The sequence below is a fragment of the Vibrio sp. 1CM2L genome, from assembly GCF_023161695.1.
In the GTDB taxonomy this organism is placed as follows: domain Bacteria; phylum Pseudomonadota; class Gammaproteobacteria; order Enterobacterales; family Vibrionaceae; genus Vibrio; species Vibrio coralliirubri.
Window position 1 is genome coordinate 192,927 of sequence record NZ_JALNTT010000002.1, and the last position, 21,768, is coordinate 214,694.

Annotated in this window: 6 protein-coding genes; 5 read left to right on the plus strand and 1 reads right to left on the minus strand. The window is 45.4% G+C overall.

The window, feature by feature from the left end:
- The first annotated feature begins 23 nt into the window (after window positions 1-23).
- From MSG34_RS06120 to MSG34_RS06140, 5 genes are all read left to right on the plus strand, one after another.
- On the plus strand, window positions 24-359 hold the full coding sequence (locus tag MSG34_RS06120; RefSeq protein ID WP_009846518.1) for a cupin domain-containing protein: 336 nt from the start codon (window positions 24-26) through the stop codon (window positions 357-359).
- A 34-nt stretch (window positions 360-393) separates the two neighbouring features.
- A complete protein-coding gene (locus MSG34_RS06125; protein WP_017061485.1) occupies window positions 394-1,326 on the plus strand; it encodes a sugar kinase in 933 nt (310 codons plus the stop codon).
- A gap of 73 nt (window positions 1,327-1,399) precedes the next feature.
- Entirely contained in the window at window positions 1,400-2,026 is a 627-nt protein-coding gene (locus MSG34_RS06130; RefSeq protein WP_017069898.1) for a bifunctional 4-hydroxy-2-oxoglutarate aldolase/2-dehydro-3-deoxy-phosphogluconate aldolase, read from the plus strand.
- An 846-nt stretch (window positions 2,027-2,872) separates the two neighbouring features.
- Window positions 2,873-4,639, plus strand: coding sequence for a transporter (locus tag MSG34_RS06135; protein WP_048613936.1), 1,767 nt, complete (start codon window positions 2,873-2,875; stop codon window positions 4,637-4,639).
- A 255-nt stretch (window positions 4,640-4,894) separates the two neighbouring features.
- Window positions 4,895-5,659, plus strand: coding sequence for a transporter substrate-binding domain-containing protein (locus tag MSG34_RS06140; protein ID WP_061039640.1), 765 nt, complete (start codon window positions 4,895-4,897; stop codon window positions 5,657-5,659).
- A 76-nt stretch (window positions 5,660-5,735) separates the two neighbouring features.
- On the opposite strand, the gene MSG34_RS06145 is transcribed toward MSG34_RS06140, so the two are convergent.
- Window positions 5,736-21,620, minus strand: coding sequence for a retention module-containing protein (locus MSG34_RS06145; RefSeq protein ID WP_248336693.1), 15,885 nt, complete (start codon window positions 21,618-21,620; stop codon window positions 5,736-5,738).
- Between the last annotated feature and the right edge of the window lie 148 nt (window positions 21,621-21,768).

Sequence of the window (21,768 nt, forward strand, 5' to 3'; positions counted from 1 at the left end):
TTAAACAGATTAGGAGATACACAATGAACTCTTTCTTTATCCTAGATGAAAACCCATGGGAAGAACTTGGTGGCGGCATTAAGCGTAAAATCGTTGCTTACACTGACGATCTAATGGCAGTACACCTATGTTTTGATAAGGGCGCGATTGGCCACCCTCATACTCACGAAATCCATGACCAAATCGGTTACGTAGTTCGTGGCAGCTTCGAAGCTGAGATTGAAGGCGAAAAGAAAGTCCTTAAAGAAGGCGATGCTTACTTCGCTCGTAAACACATGATGCACGGTGCAGTTGCACTAGAGCAAGACAGCATCCTTCTTGATATCTTCAACCCTGCGCGTGAAGATTTCCTAAAATAATAAACAGCGCAACCTCAGTTGCTAAGGTAAGCATATGAAATCATTAAACATCGCGGTCATTGGCGAGTGCATGGTTGAGCTACAAAAGAAACAAGACGGGCTTAAGCAAAGTTTCGGTGGCGATACACTAAATACTGCACTTTACTTGTCTCGCTTAACAAAAGAGCAAGATATCAACACGAGCTACGTAACAGCACTAGGCACTGACCCATTCAGTACCGACATGTTAGAAAAGTGGCAAGCGGAAGGTATCGACACTAGCTTAATTGCTCAGCTTGATCACAAACAACCAGGGCTTTACTACATCGAGACCGATGAAACTGGTGAACGCAGTTTCCACTACTGGCGTAATGATGCTGCAGCAAAATTCATGTTTGACCAGGAAGACACGCCTGCTCTACTTGATAAGTTATTCTCTTTTGATGCGGTTTACCTAAGTGGTATTACGCTTGCTATCTTGACAGAGAATGGACGCACGCAGCTATTCAACTTCTTAGACAAATTTAAAGCGCAAGGCGGCCAAGTATTCTTCGACAATAACTTCCGTCCAAAACTTTGGGAAAGCCAACAAGAAGCGATTTCTTGGTACTTGAAGATGCTTAAGTACACAGACACGGCTCTACTGACGTTCGATGACGAGCAAGAGTTGTATGGCGACGAAAGCATTGAACAGTGTATTGCACGTACGTCTGAATCTGGTGTGAAAGAGATCATTATTAAACGTGGTGCTAAAGACTGCCTAGTGGTTGAGAGCCAAAGCGCTCAGTACGTTGCTCCAAACCCAGTAGACAACATTGTTGATACTACAGCGGCTGGCGACTCGTTCAGCGCGGGCTTCCTAGCTAAGCGCTTAAGCGGTGGCAATGCACGTGATGCAGCGTTAGCTGGTCATATTGTGGCAGGGACTGTGATTCAGCATCCAGGTGCTATCATTCCTCTAGAAGCGACGCCTGATCTGTCTCTATAATTACGCACTTTAACTATTAATCAAGGGTTTGCTTAGTTGAAAGCAAGCCCACATTTAACGTGAGAAAGAATTCATGACGACATTAAATGAACAACTAGCAAACCTAAAAGTAATTCCTGTAATCGCTATCAACCGTGCTGAAGACGCTATCCCTCTAGGTAAAGCACTTGTTGAAAACGGCATGCCATGTGCAGAAATCACGCTACGTACAGAATGTGCAATCGAAGCGATTCGCATCATGCGTAAAGAATTCCCAGACATGCTAATCGGTTCAGGTACTGTACTGACTAACGAGCAAGTTGACGCATCTATCGAAGCTGGCGTTGATTTCATCGTGAGCCCAGGTTTCAACCCGCGCACTGTTCAATACTGTATCGATAAAGGCGTTGCAATCGTACCGGGAGTTAACAACCCAAGCCTAGTTGAGCAAGCAATGGAAATGGGCCTTCGCACGTTGAAGTTCTTCCCTGCTGAGCCTTCTGGCGGTACTGGCATGCTTAAAGCACTAACAGCGGTTTACCCTGTTAAATTTATGCCTACTGGTGGCGTAAGCTTGAAGAATGTTGATGAATACCTATCGATCCCTTCTGTACTTGCGTGTGGCGGTACTTGGATGGTTCCAACTAACCTTATCGACGAAGGTAAGTGGGACGAGCTAGGCAAGCTGGTTCGTGACGCAGTTGATCACGTTAACGCTTAATCTATTTTAGATTTAGTGATGAAGCCTCACCTCGGTGGGGCTTTTTTTTATCTGGCGTTTATTGCGCTGACTAACCGTAAAACACGCTCAATCAACGTTCTGTTTCCCCACACCTTATCGCCTTTCTCTCTATGGGTTCGCACAGCTCCGCGACTAAGACAGGCAATAACAAGTAATGTAAGCTTTCAATCGACTTCAGCACACATCTAACGAAACGTTACTGGTGCCCCCTATCGCCTATCCAGCTTCTTACCCAGCAATGTTCCTTTTCGATACGTCGTCAAACATCTCTCATAGCATGCACTGAAAGCCACAATAGACAAAGTGAGCGAAAGTGTGTTCCGCCCGTCCAGTTTAACGCCCACTCAGTGACAAAAATTCCAAATACGCGCCTCTATGGCACGAAAAAATGAATAAATAGCATAGAAAGGCTTCATAGCCGCAGATAAACAGAAAATAGCGAAGTGAAAACAATGAGCTACACTTGAAATCTCAATACAAAAATTTTCAGTATAGGGTTCCAAATTAACGTGAATGTCGTCGCACAACACACCAATTTGTAGCGCATTTGTTACGGTTATAATTAAAATCTTATAGATACGGCAAAGTAAGCGCTTTTACTTATATTGTAATACATATAAACATTTAACCCTCAATTTATTTTAGATCTCAAACAAAATACACACACATTTAAATTCAACCAAAACAACCACTTATATAGATGCGTATTGGAGATCGAAAAATCAATGCGACCTAGATCATACTAAAGACATATTGTAGTACAAATAAACCTTGGGACGCGTTAATCTAAGCCCAGTTAATTATGATATTTAAAAGGCTGAAAAGATGACTATTGATACTTTTGTTGTTCTCGCCTACTTCTTCTTTTTAATCGCGATTGGTTGGATGTTCCGTAAGTTCACCACCTCTACAAGTGATTACTTCAGAGGGGGCGGCAAAATGTTGTGGTGGATGGTTGGTGCAACTGCCTTCATGACACAGTTTTCAGCATGGACGTTTACAGGTGCCGCAGGACGCGCGTTCAATGACGGTTTCGTTATTGTAATCCTATTCTTAGCCAATGCTTTTGGCTACTTCATGAACTATATGTACTTCGCTCCAAAGTTCCGCCAACTTCGTGTGGTAACGGCGATCGAAGCTATTCGTCAGCGCTTTGGTAAAACGTCTGAACAGTTCTTCACATGGGCAGGTATGCCGGACAGCCTTATCTCTGCAGGTATCTGGCTAAACGGTCTAGCGATCTTTGTAGCAGCAGTATTCAACATCCCAATGGAAGCTACCATTGTGGTAACGGGTATGGTTCTAGTATTGATGGCAGTAACGGGCGGCTCTTGGGCGGTTGTTGCTTCTGACTTCATGCAAATGCTTGTAATCATGGCCGTGACAATCACTTGTGCGGTAGCAGCTTACTTCCACGGTGGCGGCTTAACTAACATCGTTGCTAACTTCGACGGCGACTTCATGTTAGGTAACAACCTAAACTACATGAGCATCTTCATCCTTTGGGTTGTATTCATCTTCGTGAAGCAGTTCGGTGTAATGAACAACAGCATCAACGCTTACCGTTACCTATGTGCAAAAGACAGTGAAAACGCACGTAAAGCGGCAGGCCTAGCATGTATCCTTATGGTTGTTGGTCCACTAATTTGGTTCCTACCACCTTGGTACGTTAGTGCATTCATGCCTGAGTTCGCTGAGCAATACACATCAATGGGCGACAAAGCCGGTGATGCTGCTTACCTAGCATTCGTACAAAACGTAATGCCAGCAGGTATGGTTGGTCTTCTTATGTCAGCAATGTTCGCTGCAACGATGTCTTCTATGGATTCAGGTTTGAACCGTAACGCTGGTATCTTTGTAATGAACTTCTACAGCCCGATTCTTCGTCAAAATGCGACTCAGAAAGAGCTGGTTATTGTAAGTAAGCTAACGACTATCATGATGGGTATTATCATCATCGCGATTGGTCTATTCATTAACTCTCTGCGTCACTTAAGCTTGTTCGATATCGTAATGAACGTAGGTGCGTTGATTGGCTTCCCAATGCTTATCCCTGTACTACTAGGTATGTGGATTCGTAAGACACCTGACTGGGCTGGTTGGTCTACTCTAGTGGTTGGTGGTTTCGTTTCTTACATCTTCGGTATCTCTCTTCAAGCAGAAGACATCGAGAACCTATTTGGTCTAGAAACAGCGCTTACAGGCCGTGAATGGAGCGACTTGAAAGTAGGTCTTAGCTTAGCTGCTCACGTAGTGTTCACAGGTGGTTACTTCATCATGACTTCTCGCTTCTACAAAGGCCTATCGCCAGAGCGTGAGAAAGAAGTTGACCAACTATTCACTAACTGGAACACGCCGCTTGTAGCGGAAGGTGAAGAGCAACAAAACCTAGATACTAAACAGCGTTCAATGCTTGGTAAGCTTATCAGCACAGCAGGTTTCGGTATCCTAGCAATGGCTCTGATTCCAAACGAACCAACAGGACGCTTGTTGTTCCTACTATGTGGTTCGATGGTACTAACCGTTGGTATCCTACTGGTTAACGCATCTAAAGCTCCGGCTAAGATGAACAACGAGTCTGTTGCTAAATAGCTAAATAGCTAAATAAGCAGCTAACAAGTTAAACCAAAATGAAGCCCATGTTATTCGATAACATGGGCTTTTTGTTTGTCTTCGGTTTATCAAAATAGAATATGAAACGCATCTCGATCAATGCTCACAAACCGTAGAAATACCTATCTCCTGCCCTCGTTTTATCTTCTTTTCCCACCTTTCCAATGGTTTGATCTCTTTCTCTGATTGTTTCTGTTACTTTGAATGACAACACAAACACAACAGACAATTACAATGAAAAAAACATCACTATTACTTGCTTCCATTGCTCTGGCACTTTCTGGCGTCGCACAAGCTGACCAGCTAGAAGACATTCAAAAATCAGGCACGCTTCGTGTGGGTACTACTGGCGACTACAAGCCTTTCTCTTACTTCGATGGTAAAAGCTACTCTGGCTACGATATCGACGTTGCACAGCACATCGCGGAGCAATTAGGCGTTGAATTGAAGATTGTTCGTACCACATGGAAAGATCTACTGGCCGATCTAGAAGACGATAAGTACGACATCGCGATGGGCGGCATTACGCGTAAAATGCAGCGTCAGTTAAACGCGGAACAAACTCAAGGCTACATGACCTTTGGTAAGTGTTTCTTGGTTGCGAAAGGCACAGCAGAACAGTACGACAGCATTGAGAAGGTGAACCTCTCTTCTGTTCGTGTGGGCGTGAATATTGGCGGCACTAACGAGATCTTTGCCGATGCGAACTTGCAAAACGCGAGCTTCACACGTTACGAGAACAACCTCGACGTACCGAAAGCAGTAGCAGAAGGTAAAGTTGATGTGATGGTGACAGAAACCCCTGAAGGCCTGTTCTATCAAGTGACTGACGAACGTCTTGAAGCGGCACGCTGCGAAACTCCATTCACCAACAGTCAGTTCGGCTACCTGATTCCTAAAGGTGAACAACGTTTGTTGAATACGGTGAACTTCATTATGGATGAAATGAAGTTGAAAGGTGTTGAAGAAGAGTTCCTGATCCACAACTCTCTTAAGTAACGTCTTTTTCAGTTTATACCGTAACAAAAAAGAGGCCAGCAATGCTGGCCTCTTTCGTTATGGTTTAATGGTTCGCTTAACCGTGAGTTATCACATTTTGCTGTACTAGCGCATCTAGGATGTCTGAAGGCATGGTGCCACTTAAGGTTAGCTGTGGCGCAAGGTCTTCAACCACAATCACCTGTTCCGTAGTACCTAAGCCATCCGGGTTGATCGTAAGCTCAATGTCATCCCCGTCCACTTTCGCGTCTATCTGTTGTAGCAACGCGGTCATGTCTGGAGATGTATTTTTAAGCTCCGGCAACACTTCTCTCAAATCAATACTGTCCCCTTCCGACAAATCAAAGTCGGTAATCGTATCTTCAACACCATCTTCGATGTTAAGCCATACGAACGAGTCCATACCATCGCCACCAGTCAGAATGTCTGAGCCTCCACCGCCAATCAGGGTGTCGTTACCGTCACCGCCAACCAGCGTATCGTCACCCGATCCACCCACAAGTCGGTCATTTCCTGATCCGCCAGTGAGGTTAGTATCAAAGTTACTCGCTAAAAGTTGCACATCGTCTGTTTCAGAAGACAGATCGAGATCTATTGGGTTCGCAACTATATTGAGGTTTAGATCAATGTTTTGAGATATCGCAATATCGTTATTGTCCGTTTCTTCAGATACCGCCTCAACCTTCAACGTGTAATTACCCGGAGTTAACGGCTTACCAGCTGATGGTTGCTCGACGAGTCTGAGACTATCAATCGCATCAGCCGTCGCTATCCAAGTATCACCCACCAGCGAAACCGTACCCGCATCACTGGTTACTTCAACGCCGTCCGGAATATCACTGAGCTTCAACGTCAACTCTTCAGTAATATCCGTCAATGCAGCGACAATTCCGACTAAAGCGACTCCACTATTAGCGACCACAGATGAGCTGGTCGTAATGTTTCTCACATAGTTGAATGCCGGGTCAATAGACAAGGTTGGCGTATTCGCCACAGGTGTCACCGCGATGTTATACACCACTGGCGCAGTTTCAATCGCGATACCTGAAGGGTTTCCGCTGTCTTTAGCGATGACTTCTAATCCAATACTATTGGTTGGAGACAAGCTCGCATCGAGGTAAACGCCAGTTGGACTGGTTGGCGTATCAATCAGTGCGTTCAAATCGCTCAGAGTACCGACTAAGATGACCGAACCGGTGTTGTTCCCGTTAACCATCACCGTCGTCCCTGCCGGGAGAGCTACGTTCAATGTGCCGTAATCCACCGTCAGTGTGACTGTCATTAGGTCATTCGAAAATGCATCCACATAATCTGGGTCACTGACATTGATACCACTCAATAGCTGACCGGCATCCTCGTCGACAATAAAGGTGACACTGTCACTATTAACAACAGGCGTATCGTTGACACCTTGCACCACAGCACTGATTTCAGCACTATCCGTCAAGAAGTCATTGGCACCATTGGTGGTACCATCATCCTCTACGGTATAGGTGAACTTAACATCACCGTTATATTCATCCGCTGCGGTAAATACCCAGTATGGTCCATTGATCGAGTTGTCATCCGCACCAGCCACGTTTTCAAAGCGTTGTAATGTGCCTTGCCCTTGATCGAGCACCAAGTTCGTTACGGTAATCGTGTCGTTCTCTGGGTCACTCGTTGCGCCAATCAGATCTTCCTCTTTGATGATTAGCTGACCTTCTTCAAGGATGGTGCCCAAGTCGATGTCCGTTGCCACTGGCTGATCATTCACTTCCGTTACCACAACGCTTATTTCAGCGGTATCCGTTAGGAAATCATTTACGCCGTTGGTTGTACCATCGTCTTCTACGGTATAAGTGAATTTCACGTCTCCGTTATAGCCATCTGCAGCCGTAAATACCCAGTATGGACCATTGATCGAGTTGTCATCCGCACCACCGACATTTTCGAACTTCTGAAGCTGTCCCAGACCTTGGTCGATAACGACTCCAGTCACGGTAATAGCATCGCCCTCAGGATCGGTCGTCGCTGCAATCAGGTCTTCAGCTTTGATGATCAACTGACCTTCTTCAAGCATGGTACCCAAGTCAACATTGGTTGCTACCGGTTGGTCATTGACTTCTGTTACTACAAGGCTGATTTCCGCATTGTCTGTTAGGAAGTCATCCACGCCGTGGGTTGTACCATCATCGATGATGCTGTAATCGAATTTAACGTCACCGTTGAAATCATCAGCGGCCGTAAATATCCAGAATGGCCCCGTAATCCCAGCGTCATCAGCACCACCAGCATTTTCAAAGTGCGTTAACTGACCTTGCCCTTGAGTAAGAGTTACGCCGGTTACCGTGAGGTTATGGTTTTCAAGATCAGAGCTTGCTGCAATTAAGTCACTTTCAACGATAACAAGTTGGCCTTCCTCGGCAATCGAACCGAAATCAACGTCTGTCGCAACAGGAGCATCGTTCACTTCCGTCACCTTAATGGTAAAGGTGGTTTGATTGGTTTGAGCGGTATTCGGATCTCCAGCATCAATCAGACCGTTATTACCGCCATCATCGAGCGTTGCATTGATCGTGACTAAACCACTCTGGTTGAGGTAGTTCTGGTCTGGATCTGGCTTGAACGTCACTGCTCCATTGGTCAATGCAGTATTGATGTCCGCTTCTTTACCCGTAATCACCAATGAGCCGTCGGGTTGCAATACAAACGTCACGTCAGGAGAGCTGGTAAACTCAAACACACCCTGTGCTCCCGGCAGTGTTTGATCGACTTGCAACGTAAGAACATACGGAGCATCTGGATTATCAAAGTTAGCATCAACGTCGTAGATACTAAAATTGTCGATGGCAACACTAATGTCTTCAGATGTTTCAATATTCGTTACGTTTACAAAGATAGGTTGATCGTTAATAGGATCGATCACCAAATCAACATCGAAGCTGGTTGGCGTACCCAAATACTCGGTGTTATCTGCGTCAGTATCAACAGAGCGAACGGTAATCTGCAGCGGGCCATTGATGCCTAATACATTACCCGTATCGCTATTGTGCTCACCTGAATTGAATACGATCTTATCAAGTGACTGCGCAGCAACATCCAGTGTCCAGATCTGCGTAACTGAATCGTAACTAGCCAAGGTCGTGCCATCTGGGTAGTAGATAGAGGCATCTTGAGGCACACCAGCAACTTCTACTCGAAGTGTCTCTGGCGCATTCTCGGTATAAGTACCGCTGCCCGTTGCCGATAGCTCTTTATCCAAAATCGTCGCATTAATTTCGATATCAATGTTTTGACCCTCGTTACCTGTCACAGAATCTGTTGGGTTAGTATCGACATCATCACCTGCTGGTACCACGTGCAGTTTAAAGCTTGGCAGATTTGAGGCTGCGGTAGGTACACCTAATAAGGACTCTTGCGTAAATACGGCAACACCAAATTCAGCCGTACCACTGAAGTCTTTAGGCGGTAAAATCGAAATCTCACTCAGGTCAAATGACAGTCCTGATGCTTGAGGCAGCTGAACACTCCACTCTCCATTACCGTTGTTCTTGACGGTATATGCTGAGGTTGCGTCTGCACGCATTTGGAAGCCATCAGGGACATCTGTAAACTTAATCGACACAAACTGTTCTGATCCATCAAGGTCAGTCAGTGCAATCGATACAGGCCCTGTGCCCGACAAAGAAATGAGCTGGTCTTCAGTACCCGTAATCTCGATAACATCAGGATCGCTACCCGGTCCTGTTACGAGCACATCGTCCACGACTGGAACCACTTCAAAGCTAACATTGGTAGAGAAAGTATCGGTATCGGTCGCGCTGCCAGCTGGCGAAGCTGCATCATCGTAAGTAGCCGTATCGGTAATCGTCCCGCTGACATTCACTTGCACCTGATTTACGTCATTATCTGTTGGGTAATTTAACGCAGGTCGGAATAGTACGTTATCCAACGCGCCTGCATTAATTTCAGCTTCATTAAAGGTCACCGATGTGCCAAGCGATACACCTGCGCTGGTATAAAAAGCCCCAACACTCGTGTCATTCAAAGTCAGTGTGATAGAGGTAAATTTTTCGTCACCACCTTCATCTCCGCTTACTTGATCAGTAATGGTCGAGCTGAAATCCAGTTGGATATAGGTATCTTCATAGCCCACCGGATCTTGCCCTGCTTGACCGTCGGTATCGACAGGGTTAAACGAATCGTCAAGCGAACCAACGACAGTCACGTCAATATCTGGGTTACCTTCAACATCAGGAGCAACTTTAATGACTACTTCGGTCACTAGAGTTTTCTCATCACCCGACAATACGTCTTTAGTTACTATCGTCAACGGCAACCTAAAGTCGCCAGAGTAGTCGGCTGGTAAGTTAAGTAGTAGTCCAGAGAAGTCAGTCGAGACCCCTTGATCAACGGTAGTCTGGAATACATATTTCCCGTTAACAAAATCGAGGTCGCTGCTTCCCGATAAACTAATTGGGAAGGTGACTTCGTTCGCCGCTCCTGGATTAATGGTCACACTGTCATCAATAATGATGGTCACTTGATCAGTTGAGTCGTCTTCGCCCGAGAACGTAATTAAACCATTCAATGCCGTCCCCAGATCTAACTGGGTGTCCTCAACCGCATCAACAACACTGTTTGGCGTAATATCAATATCGGCTGCGACCTTAGTGCTCCCAACCACCACTTCAGGGAATGACAGGGTGACTTCTCCATCCCTACGAGCGGCCGTAGATGACTCAACCTCAGCACCATCACCTCGGTCTATCACCGTGCTAAAGATGTCCATCTTGATGTCATTGAACCCTCCTGCCCCGCTGTTTCCTGAAGGAAGAACAAGGCCGTTCGGTGCACTGATGCTAAATATGTCTTCATTCGTTACAACCCAGCGCCCATTGCCTTCATAAGCAGCGCCAATAACGAGCAGTTGATTGAGTACAGCATCAGATAGAGCCGAGTCGTCCACATTTGTTAATTGAATAACTAACTGATCCACTTCTTCGATAGCGGACGAAGCATCTGTTTCTTGATATCGAATGACGAACTCATCCGTAACCGATGTATTATCGCTGTTGGTAGTGAACTTAAGCACGCCAGTGTTTGCATCAGCAACTACGGTTGCTAGTGCTCCAGTACCCAGCACATCATCGACGATAAGCTTGTTGCTGGCGTCTTGCGGTTCAACGACTGGCGTTACGACAACATTAATCGTACCTGTAATCGTTGCGGTAGCGATGCCCTGACCAGGATCAGTCGCATCAACATACTCATGATCTCGCTCTTCAATCATGACAACGGTATTAAGCGTAAAGTCGGTGCTCGAATCTTGTTCAGGTGTGATCTGAATAAAATTGTTGTTCAGTGCTATCTGAGTAAACTCTTCTGCCGTTTGTCCACTCTTCGGCGTAATGGTTAAAGTGCCTGCTGAAGCATCGTAAACCCAAGTTACATCGCCATTAACCACAACACTTTCAACATCTGTCGGAATGGCACTGATCACAATAGAAGTGAAATGCTCATCATCATCAATATAGTCAGTACCCTCTGGGTGCCAATCAATACTGATCACCGTATCTTCATCGCCATTAGTGACTGTGCTGTACGTCGCCGAGGTATCGATTCTAGGTTCGACTAGCACTCGCACTTCTTGGTCAAACGTAAGCGTATGACCGTCATTCTCAGTCACGATCACTTTACCCTGAATGTGAATGTTCTCGGTTGAAGAATCGACGGGTCTGATGCGGATTCCTGAGGTTTTACCCGCGTCAGTGATGTTCGCTTCGTAGATAGGTTTAGACAGATCAGGGCTACCACCCGGACCAGTTTCGTAACCGACAAAGTTAAGGTCAATAATGGTACCGTCACCGTCTTCCAGAATAACGCCATCAGGAATACCCGAGAGGATAACGGTTATGGATTCTGAACCGTCGTCAGGTAATGGGGTTTGATCTATAGCTGCAGGATCAGGTCTTCTCTCTCCCGACAACACGGTGAAATCAAGCTCGGCGTAGCTGTCTCCATTCTGGCTCTCTTGGATCGTGGTTTGCACACCACTTGCAGGGTTAGGATCGGTATCAGGTATTGCAGTCCATGCCGTTCCGCTAGTACCGCCGTAAGGAATATCTGCGACACCTTTAACTTCAACGTTAACCGTTTTAGTCCCTAGGATTTCTTCATCAACTTGAGCACCACTAGAGAGGTTCGCGGTGTCTTTAACCACACCGGTTACATCAAAAGTAAAATCGACATTACTGTGTTTAGTCGGAACGATCTCTACATTGGCTAAGTCGGAATACGCCACTTCCTGATAATCAATACCGTTAATAGTGATTGTAGGAACTGGGGTCGTAGTTCCAAGGAAATAAAGCACCGCACCTTCAGTAATATTGCTGATACGAACAAATAGCTCTTCGGAACCATCAGTATCCACTGAGCCGTTCATTGTGATGACTTCGTCTAGCGTGAAGTCATCTTTGTTAGCCAGAGGACCTAGGTAGTTAGGGTCATCAATATTGTCTTCGTTAATACGAATCCGGTTAACACTGAACGACCCAGGGTCCGCATCGGCAGTCACATCAATGATAATATTTTGCTCAACAGAGCGAGCGGTCGTTTTGTCTAACCCACCGTTAGCTGAATCATCGTATGGGTTACGTGTCTCTTCAGTAATTGCCGTCGCTTTGAACTCAATTTGTCCAGAGAAGTTGTCGATTGGGTTAACGACTGTGCTATTGATATCAGCAGATGCGATGATATAAACACCATTAACGGGCGTTAACACATTGCCATTTTGATCAAGTAACTCAAACTTCCCATCACCCTGAATCGCTTCAAGTTCATAGGTAATCGTCTCAGTATTACTGTTATCTTGCGATTCAGCATTCAGCTGCAACGTAACATTGTCTTCATCTTCATTCACTTGATACTGATAAGTACTGTTGGCGTCATCCCACGTTGCAATATCCGCTACCGCTTCAATCTCGATTCTGAAATTTGAGTTAACGGTGTGGTCTAGCGAACCACTATTATCAATTTCGAGCTCATAATTGATTCGAACCCCATTTTCACCAGAACCAAAATTCTGGTCTGGGACAAAGAACAAGTTGTCGATTGTCGCGATGGTGTCTAATGGTTGATTCGTACTTGGAGCAAAGCTCTGCTGCATTTGAGGTGGACCAAACAAGATATCACCGTTTGGTTCTGCCACTAGTTTGTGATAGTCCACACCATCAAAGTAATAGAACGTCCCTCTGTGATTGCCACTCTGGATCGTCAGTTGGCCAATGGACTCGTTGTTATCTTGGTCCTTCAGGTTAACCTGTAACGCAACTTGTGCAGGAGCATCAGGTAACCCACTTTGATTATCTTGGGTATTCTCTAGGCTTGGGGCATCGCCCGTTGCGTAAGGGATTGTAGAGTCTCTACCCGCATCCTCAAACGTAGTCACTTTCAGCGAGATTGCTGAAGACTCTTCATCCGTAATCGTGATGTTCAAAGGCGTAGATGACGTATCTAAATCACTGTCTGTCGCAATCACATTGATCGAGAAGTCGATGGAGTCACCATCATGATCGAGATAATTGGTAGCTCTAAATTCTATTTCGCCATTTGAGTTGATACGCAAAATACCCAGCTGCCTTTCCTGAGTACCACCATTGCCATCATCGGTCTGCTCATAAACACGGATAGTTCGACGTCCACTTTGAACATTCAAGCCATCGCTAAAGCCAGTATTGTTACCTCGTTGAAAAACAATATCAGCCCCGTTACTTGAGATACCTTCAATTCGACTCAGTACCGCGCCATCAGCCCCCACATCCGTCGCATTGGCAAACATATCGACTTTAGAACCATTGTAATTCTGACCTTCAATACGAGTGATAGACTGAGTTGTCACTAACGGAACATCATCGGTTACTGTGATTTTCAGATCGATTGCGTTTGATTGGTCTTGGTCAAAATCTTCAGCAATGATTGAAAAATCAAGTTCGATGTTGTTTTCATCGGCACCATCAGGGTGCTTGAGAGATTTAAACAGTTCAAACTGATAGCTGTTGTTTGACGTATCAAATATAATCTCGAAAACAGGCACTTGACCTGTGTCTGTCTGAGCAACGTAAGTAAACGTACTGCCAGATACAGAAACAGGTAACCATTCTAAGCTTTCTCCATCGGAGGTTAAGCCCGTCAGAACCAAGTCTTCATCAACCAGTTCATACTTCACAACGCCATCGGCACCTTCATCGACCGTGAACAGTCCATTAATAATGGTGTCTTCAGATTGATCGGAACCAATACCAGTAAGATCGTCTTCATCCACAACCGTTTCACCCGTTGGCGCATTCATTACTGGCGCATCGTCTAGCACCTCGATTGGCAATACATATTGGTTAGAATCATCACCATCACCATCAACAGCAACAACATCAAACGGTATTGTTAGTGTATCGAGGTTGCTCGGTGTCGTGGCGTGATTGAGAGGTCCAAGCAAGGTAAACGTGTAAGCACCATCATCAGTCAGCACTAATGTGAAAATTGGCGTTCCGCCTGGGTCAGTTGCACCTTGGTAGGTGGTCGTGTTAGTAGCACCTGTGATCTCGGTGATCTTAATACCTTCATTGCCAGACGATAGCGTCGCTTCTAGAGTAGAGATATTGCGTAGTTCGTAAACCTCAACTTTGTCAGCACCTTCTGTGGTAACAAATGCACCTGTTGCTTGAGACACCACAGACCCAAGATCATCCTCATCAACGACAAATGTACTCCCAACAGTCGTATCAGTGATAGTTGGCGCATCATCGAGCACCTCAATTGGCAATACATATTGGTTAGAATCATCGCCGTCACCATCAACAGCAACAACATCAAACGGTATTGTTAATGTATCGAGGTTATTTGGTGTCGTAGCGTGATTGAGAGGGCCAAGCAAGGTAAACGTATAAGCACCGTCATCAGTCAGTACTAGTGTAAAAATTGGCGTTCCACCTGGGTCCGTTGCCCCTTGGTAAGTAGTCGTGTTAGCGGCACCTGTGATTTCAGTGATCTTAATACCTTCATTGCCCGACGATAGCGTCGCTTCCAGCGTTGAGATATTGCGTAGTTCGTAAACCTCTACTTGGTCTGCACCTTCAGTGGTAACAAACGAGCCTACCGCCTGAGCAACAATAGAGCCTAAATCGCCTTCATCAACGACAAACGTACTCGCAACAGTAATATCAGTGATGGTTGGCACATCATCCGTCACCGTGATTTTCAGATCGATCACATTCGATTTATCTTGGTCGAAATCTTCTGCCACAACAGAGAAGTTAAGGTCAATCGTGTTTTCATCAGAGCCATCAGGGTGCTTAAGTGGTTTAAACAGTTCGAATTGATAGCTGTTATCCGAGGTATCGAAAATAATTTCGAACACCGCTTCATTACTCGTTGCTGTTTGAGCAACGTAAGTAAATGTTGTGCCGCTTTGTGAAACAGCTTGCCACTCTAAGCTTTCTCCATCGGAGGTTAAGCCCGCAATCACTAAATTTTCATTAACCAACTCATACTTCACAACGCCATCGGCACCTTCATCAACCGTGAATAACCCATTAATAATGGTATCTTCAGATTGATCTGAACCAATACCAGTAAGATCGTCTTCATCGACAACTGTTTCACCCGTTGGCGCACTCATTACTGGCGCATCATCAAGCACCTCGATTGGCAATACATATTGGTTAGAATCATCGCCATCACCATCGACGGCAACGACATCGAATGGAATCGTTAAGGTATTGGAGTTCGGGCTTGTTGGATGGTTCAGAGGACCTAACAACGTAAAGCTATAAGAGCCATCATCACCTAATCCCAACGTGAAGATTGGCGTTCCACTTGTCGTGGTACCTTGATAGGTCGTTGTGTTAGCCGCCCCTGTGATTTCTGTAATAGAAATCGCTTCAGTTCCAGAGGTCAATGTCGCTTCAAGAGCTGAGATATTACGCAGTTCGTAAACCTCTACTTGGTCTGCACCTTCAGTGGTAACAAACGAGCCTGTCGCCTGAGCGACAACAGAGCCTAAATCGTCTTCATCAACGACAAACGTACTAGCAACAGTAATATCAGTGATGGTTGGCACATCATCCGTCACCGTGATCTTCAAATCGATCGCATTCGATTTATCTTGGTCGAAATCTTCAGCTACAACAGAGAAGTTAAGGTTAATCACGTTTTCACCCGCGCCATCAAGGTGCTTAAGTGGTTTAAACAATTCGAATTGATAGCTGTTATCTGAGGTATCGAAAATAATTTCGAACACTGCTTCATTACTCGTTGCTGTTTGAGCAACGTAAGTAAATGTTGTGCCGCTTTGTGAAACAGCTTGCCACTCTAAACTTTCTCCATCGGAGGTTAAGCCAGTCAGAACCAAATCTTCATCGACCAACTCATACTTCACAACGCCATCGGCACCTTCATCAACCGTGAATAACCCATTAATAATGGTATCTTCAGATTGATCTGAACCAATTCCAGTAAGATCGTCTTCATCGACAACGGTTTCACCGGTCGGCGCCGTCATAACAGGCACATCATCGAGCACCTCGATTGGCAATACATACTGATTAGAATCATCTCCGTCGCCATCAACCGCAACGACATCGAATGGAATCGTTGAGGTATTGGAATTCGGACTTGTTGGATGATTTAGAGGACCTAACAGCGTAAACGTATAAGAGCCATCATTCGCTAGCGCGAGCGTGAAGATAGGAGTCCCGCTTGTCGTCGTACCTTGATAGGTCGTCGTGTTAGCCGCCCCTGTGATTTCTGTAATAGAAATCGCTTCAGTTCCAGAGGTCAATGTCGCTTCAAGAGCTGAGATATTACGCAGTTCGTAAACCTCTACTTGGTCTGCTCCTTCTGTGGTAACAAATGCACCTGTTGCTTGAGACACCACAGACCCAAGATCATCTTCATCAACGACAAATGTACTCCCAACAGTCGTATCAGTGATCGTTGGCGCATCATCGAGCACCTCAATTGGCAATACATATTGGTTAGAATCATCGCCGTCACCATCAACAGCAACAACATCAAACGGTATTGTTAATGTATCGAGGTTATTTGGTGTCGTAGCGTGATTGAGAGGGCCAAGTAAAGTAAACGTATAAGCACCGTCATCAGTCAGCACTAATGTGAAGATTGGCGTTCCGCCTGGGTCCGTTGCGCCTTGGTAGGTGGTCGTGTTAGCAGCACCTGTGATCTCAGAGATCTTAATACCTTCATTGCCCGACGATAGCGTCGCTTCCAGAGTCGAGATATTACGTAGTTCGTAAACCTCTACTTGGTCTGCACCTTCCGTGGTAACAAACGAGCCTGCCGCCTGAGCGATAACAGAGCCTAAATCGCCTTCATCAACGACAAACGTACTCGCAACCGTCGTATCAGTGATGGTTGGCACATCATCCGTCACCGTGATTTTCAGATCGATCGCATTCGATTTATCTTGGTCGAAATCTTCTGCCACAACAGAGAAGTTAAGGTCAATCGTGTTTTCATCAGAGCCATCAGGGTGTTTAATTGGTTTAAACAATTCGAATTGATAGCTGTTATCTGAGGTATCGAAAATAATCTCGAACACCGCTTCATTACTCGTTACTGTTTGAGCAACGTAAGTAAATGTTGTGCCGCTTTGTGAAACAGCTTGCCACTCTATACTTTCTCCATCAGAGGTTAAGCCAGTAAGAACCAAATCTTCATCAACCAGTTCAAACTTCACAACACCATCGGCACCTTCATCAACCGTGAACAGTCCGTTGATAATTGTGTCTTCAGATTGATCTGAACCAATGCCAGTAAGATCGTCTTCATCGACAACGATTTCACCGGTCGGCGCCGTCATCACAGGCACATCATCGAGCACCTCGATTGGCAATACATACTGATTAGAATCATCTCCGTCGCCATCAACCGCAACGACATCGAATGGAATCGTTAAGGTATTAGAATTCGGACTTGTTGGATGATTTAAAGGACCTAACAGCGTAAACGTATAAGAGCCATCATTCGCTAGCGCGAGCGTGAAGACAGGAGTCCCGCTTGTCGTCGTACCTTGATAGGTCGTTGTGTTAGTCGCCCCTGTGATTTCTGTAATAGAAATCGCTTCAGTTCCAGAGGTTAATGTCGCTTCAAGCGCTGAGACATTACGCAGTTCGTAAACTTCTACTAGGTCAGCACCTTCTGTCGTAACAAATGCACCTGTTGCTTGAGACACCACCGACCCAAGATCATCTTCATCAACGACAAATGTACTCCCAACAGTCGTATCAGTGATAGTTGGCGCATCATCGAGCACCTCAATTGGCAATACATATTGGTTAGAATCATCGCCGTCACCATCAACAGCAACAACATCAAACGGTATTGTTAATGTATCGAGGTTATTTGGTGTCGTAGCGTGATTGAGAGGGCCAAGTAAAGTAAACGTATAAGCACCATCATCAGTCAGCACTAATGTGAAGATTGGCGTTCCGCCTGGGTCCGTTGCGCCTTGGTAGGTGGTCGTGTTAGCAGCACCTGTGATCTCAGAGATCTTAATACCTTCATTGCCCGACGATAGCATCGCTTCCAGAGTCGAGATATTACGTAGTTCGTAAACCTCTACTTGGTCTGCACCTTCCGTGGTAACAAACGAGCCTGCCGCCTGAGCGATAACAGAGCCTAAATCGCCTTCATCAACGACAAACGTACTCGCAACCGTCGTATCAGTGATGGTTGGCACATCATCCGTCACCGTGATTTTCAGATCGATTGCATTCGATTTATCTTGGTCGAAATCTTTTGCCACAACAGAGAAGTTAAGGTCAATCGTGTTTTCATCAGAGCCATCAGGGTGCTTAAGTGGTTTAAACAGTTCGAATTGATAGCTGTTATCTGAGGTATCGAAAATAATCTCGAACACCGCTTCACTACTCGTTGCTGTTTGAGCAACGTAAGTAAATGTTGTGCCGCTTTGCGACACAGCTTGCCACTCTAAACTTTCTCCATCAGAGGTTAAGCCAGTAAGAACCAAATCTTCATCAACCAGTTCATACTTCACAACACCATCGGCGCCTTCATCAACCGTGAATAACCCATTAATAATGCTATCTTCAGATTGATCGGAACCAATACCAGTAAGATCGTCTTCATCGACAACCATTTCACCAGTCGGCGCCGTCATTACTGGCGCACCATCAAGCACCTCGATTGGCAATACATATTGGTTAGAATCATCGCCATCACGATCAACAACAACAACATCGAACGGTATGGTTAATGTATCGAGGTTGCTCGGTGTCGTAGCGTGATTGAGAGGACCAAGCAAGGTAAACGTGTAAGCACCATCATCAGTCAGCACTAATGTGAAGATTGGCGTTCCGCTCGCGTCAGTTGCGCCTTGGTAGGTGGTCGTGTTAGCAGCACCTGTGATCTCAGTGATCTTAATACCTTCATTGCCCGACGATAGCGTCGCTTCCAGCGTTGAGATATTGCGTAGTTCGTAAACCTCAGCTTGGTCAGCACCTTCTGTGGTAACAAACGAGCCTGTCGCCTGAGCGACAACAGTGCCTAAATCATCTTCATCAACGACAAACGTACTCGCAACAGTCGTATCAGTGATGGTTGGCACATCATCCGTCACCGTGATCTGCAGATCGACCGCATTCGATTTATCTTGGTCGGAATCTTCAGCCACAACAGAAAAATTAAGGTCAATCGTGTTTTCAGCCGCGCCACCAGGGTGCTTAATTGGTTTAAACAGTTCGAATTGATAACTGTTATCTGAGGTATCGAAAATAATCTCGAACACCGCTTCATTACTCGTTGCAGTTTGAGCAACATAAGTAAATGTTGTGCCGTTTTGTGAAACAGCTTGCCACTCTAGACTTTCTCCATCAGAGGTTAAGCCAGTCAGAACCAAATCTTCATCAACCAGTTCATACTTCGCAACGCCATCGGCGCCTTCATCAACCGTGAATAATCCATTAATAATAGTATCTTCAGATTGATCTGAACCAATTCCAGTAAGATCGTCTTCATCGACAACTGTTTCCCCTGTAGGTGCTGTCATCACTGGTACATCATCTTTTACATTAACGAGAATCTCAGCGGCTTCTGGTGTGTTCGAGCCTCCAGACAGTGCAGAACGATCTCCATCCGCATCCACCGCATAAATTGGTAGTGCAAAGGTCAACAACGCGTCTTCAGCGCCTTGGTGAGAAAGCTCTTCATACAAATTAAATTCGTAGTTACCCAGTGAAGGGCTATCAATTTTAACGTCAAAGACCGTAATTCTCGATCCATTGACCTCTACATAGCCTTCGTAAGTTCTTACGCCATTAGTTTCGTCAACCAACTCGAGTAGCACCGCCGCACCATTAGAAACCAAGGTGCCACCCGTATTAAATTCCGTCGGCTCCAGTTCATAATGGTCGATGATGTCGCTTTCGAAAATATCGGCAGTGATACTTCCGCTCCCCGCTACAGGCGCGGTTCCCTCTTGTGAGCCACCAATGATGCCTGCTTCATCGACACTAATACTGTCGACATTGGTAATAACTGGGCTATCGCCATCAGAGATAACAATGTTGATGTTATTGGTTACAACATCTTGGTCGAAATCGGTAATCGTGATCGGTAAATCGAACGTCAGTGAATCGGTACCCACTTGTTCGATTGGATTAAATTGTTCGAATTTATAAGTACCATCGGTATCTAGTGAGATAGTAAGAACAACCTCACCTCGGCCTTGAATGGACAAAGTGATCGTTGTCCCATCATCAGATAGCCTTGCAAGCGTATTTTGATTATCGCTGAGTATTCCATCAAATTGATCCAACGCACTCGCATCAAAAACGGCTGATTGAAGGTTATCACTGCCAATATTGGAGAATGTCCCTTCGATTGGAACATTGCTTGTTTCTACGTTACTGATATTCACACTTTCAGCAGACGGATCGACCCCATCAACCACGGCAACTTGTGCATTGATTGGTGTTGCTAATGGGTTTCCCGCGGTGTCTTCACCTTGAATATCAAAAGTGATGTTAATTTGATCGCCTGTATAGGAAACCTGACCACCACCAACAGACGTTACGTGATCAATTGGTTGAGAAATCGTTGTGGTCAGTGAAAGCTCAGCGTTATTTCCAACACTAACAACATCGATGTCGATGCGGAATACTTCATCGGTGCCTTGCACACCAATGATAGAGTTCGTCGCCGCATCATAAGTAAACGTAACGGGCTGACCACTTGAGGTAATATCACTGTTTAGCTCTGTGAGTAGCGAAGCTAGGGACAGTGCTTCTGGAGCGAAAGAATCAGGGGAGAGCGCTAAACTACCAGCAATAATCGTTTCGGTAGTTTTAATAGATTGGGGATAGGTATTATCAGAAATGGAGCCTTCAGTGAGCACTTCACTGATTGATTGACCGCCCGATGAACGAGTTATTGTTCTGAACTCTTCTCGGTCTTCATCAACCGTTTGTTCTGCTAGACCTTCGGTCTCAAAAAATGTCGACGGATGAGTTTCGGTGTAGTTGTAGTCAATCGTCACAAAGCCAGCGTTTGCAGAACCTAATCCGCTACCCGCAGCCGTTGCTTCTAAGATTTGGGTCGGGTCGGCACCACCTAAAATGGCTTCTTGGATAGCAGCAAATTCATCATCATCAAAATCTCCTGCATCGGCTTGCTGCAAGTCAAAATTAACTTCTCCAGCGATCGGAGCATCAGCCCACGCTAAGTCTTGATCAACACAGCCAACACAATTACTTGCCACCTCAGTGACACCGTTTGGGGTACCTAATAAAAGCTCTGCTTGGTTGGCAGTAATAACAATCTCGTTTTCACGAATAATATCGCCAACTGAAATTTTTCGTGCGCTTCCGTCAGACTTAACCGCAATGACTTCTCCACTCACTGCCTCTACAACTGCAGCTTGGCGCGAAACTTCAATACCCATATATCCCCCGAGGTCACAAAATGCTGTATTGCTCAACATCGTGAAAATGATAGTAATAACGGTTTCAGGCTTAAATTATATTCAGAACTTATTCTCTGCATTAACAATCAATTACGTAGACTGATGTATGTGATGAGTCAGTTCCGTT

Excerpts from the sequence above, each read along its gene's own strand:
- MSG34_RS06120 (WP_009846518.1), top strand. The coding sequence starts at position 24 with ATGAACTCTTTCTTTATCCTAGATGAAAACCCATGGGAAGAACTTGGT.
- MSG34_RS06125 (WP_017061485.1), top strand. The coding sequence starts at position 394 with ATGAAATCATTAAACATCGCGGTCATTGGCGAGTGCATGGTTGAGCTA.
- MSG34_RS06130 (WP_017069898.1), top strand. The coding sequence starts at position 1,400 with ATGACGACATTAAATGAACAACTAGCAAACCTAAAAGTAATTCCTGTA.
- MSG34_RS06135 (WP_048613936.1), top strand. The coding sequence starts at position 2,873 with ATGACTATTGATACTTTTGTTGTTCTCGCCTACTTCTTCTTTTTAATC.
- MSG34_RS06140 (WP_061039640.1), top strand. The coding sequence starts at position 4,895 with ATGAAAAAAACATCACTATTACTTGCTTCCATTGCTCTGGCACTTTCT.
- MSG34_RS06145 (WP_248336693.1), bottom strand. The coding sequence starts at position 21,620 with ATGGGTATTGAAGTTTCGCGCCAAGCTGCAGTTGTAGAGGCAGTGAGT.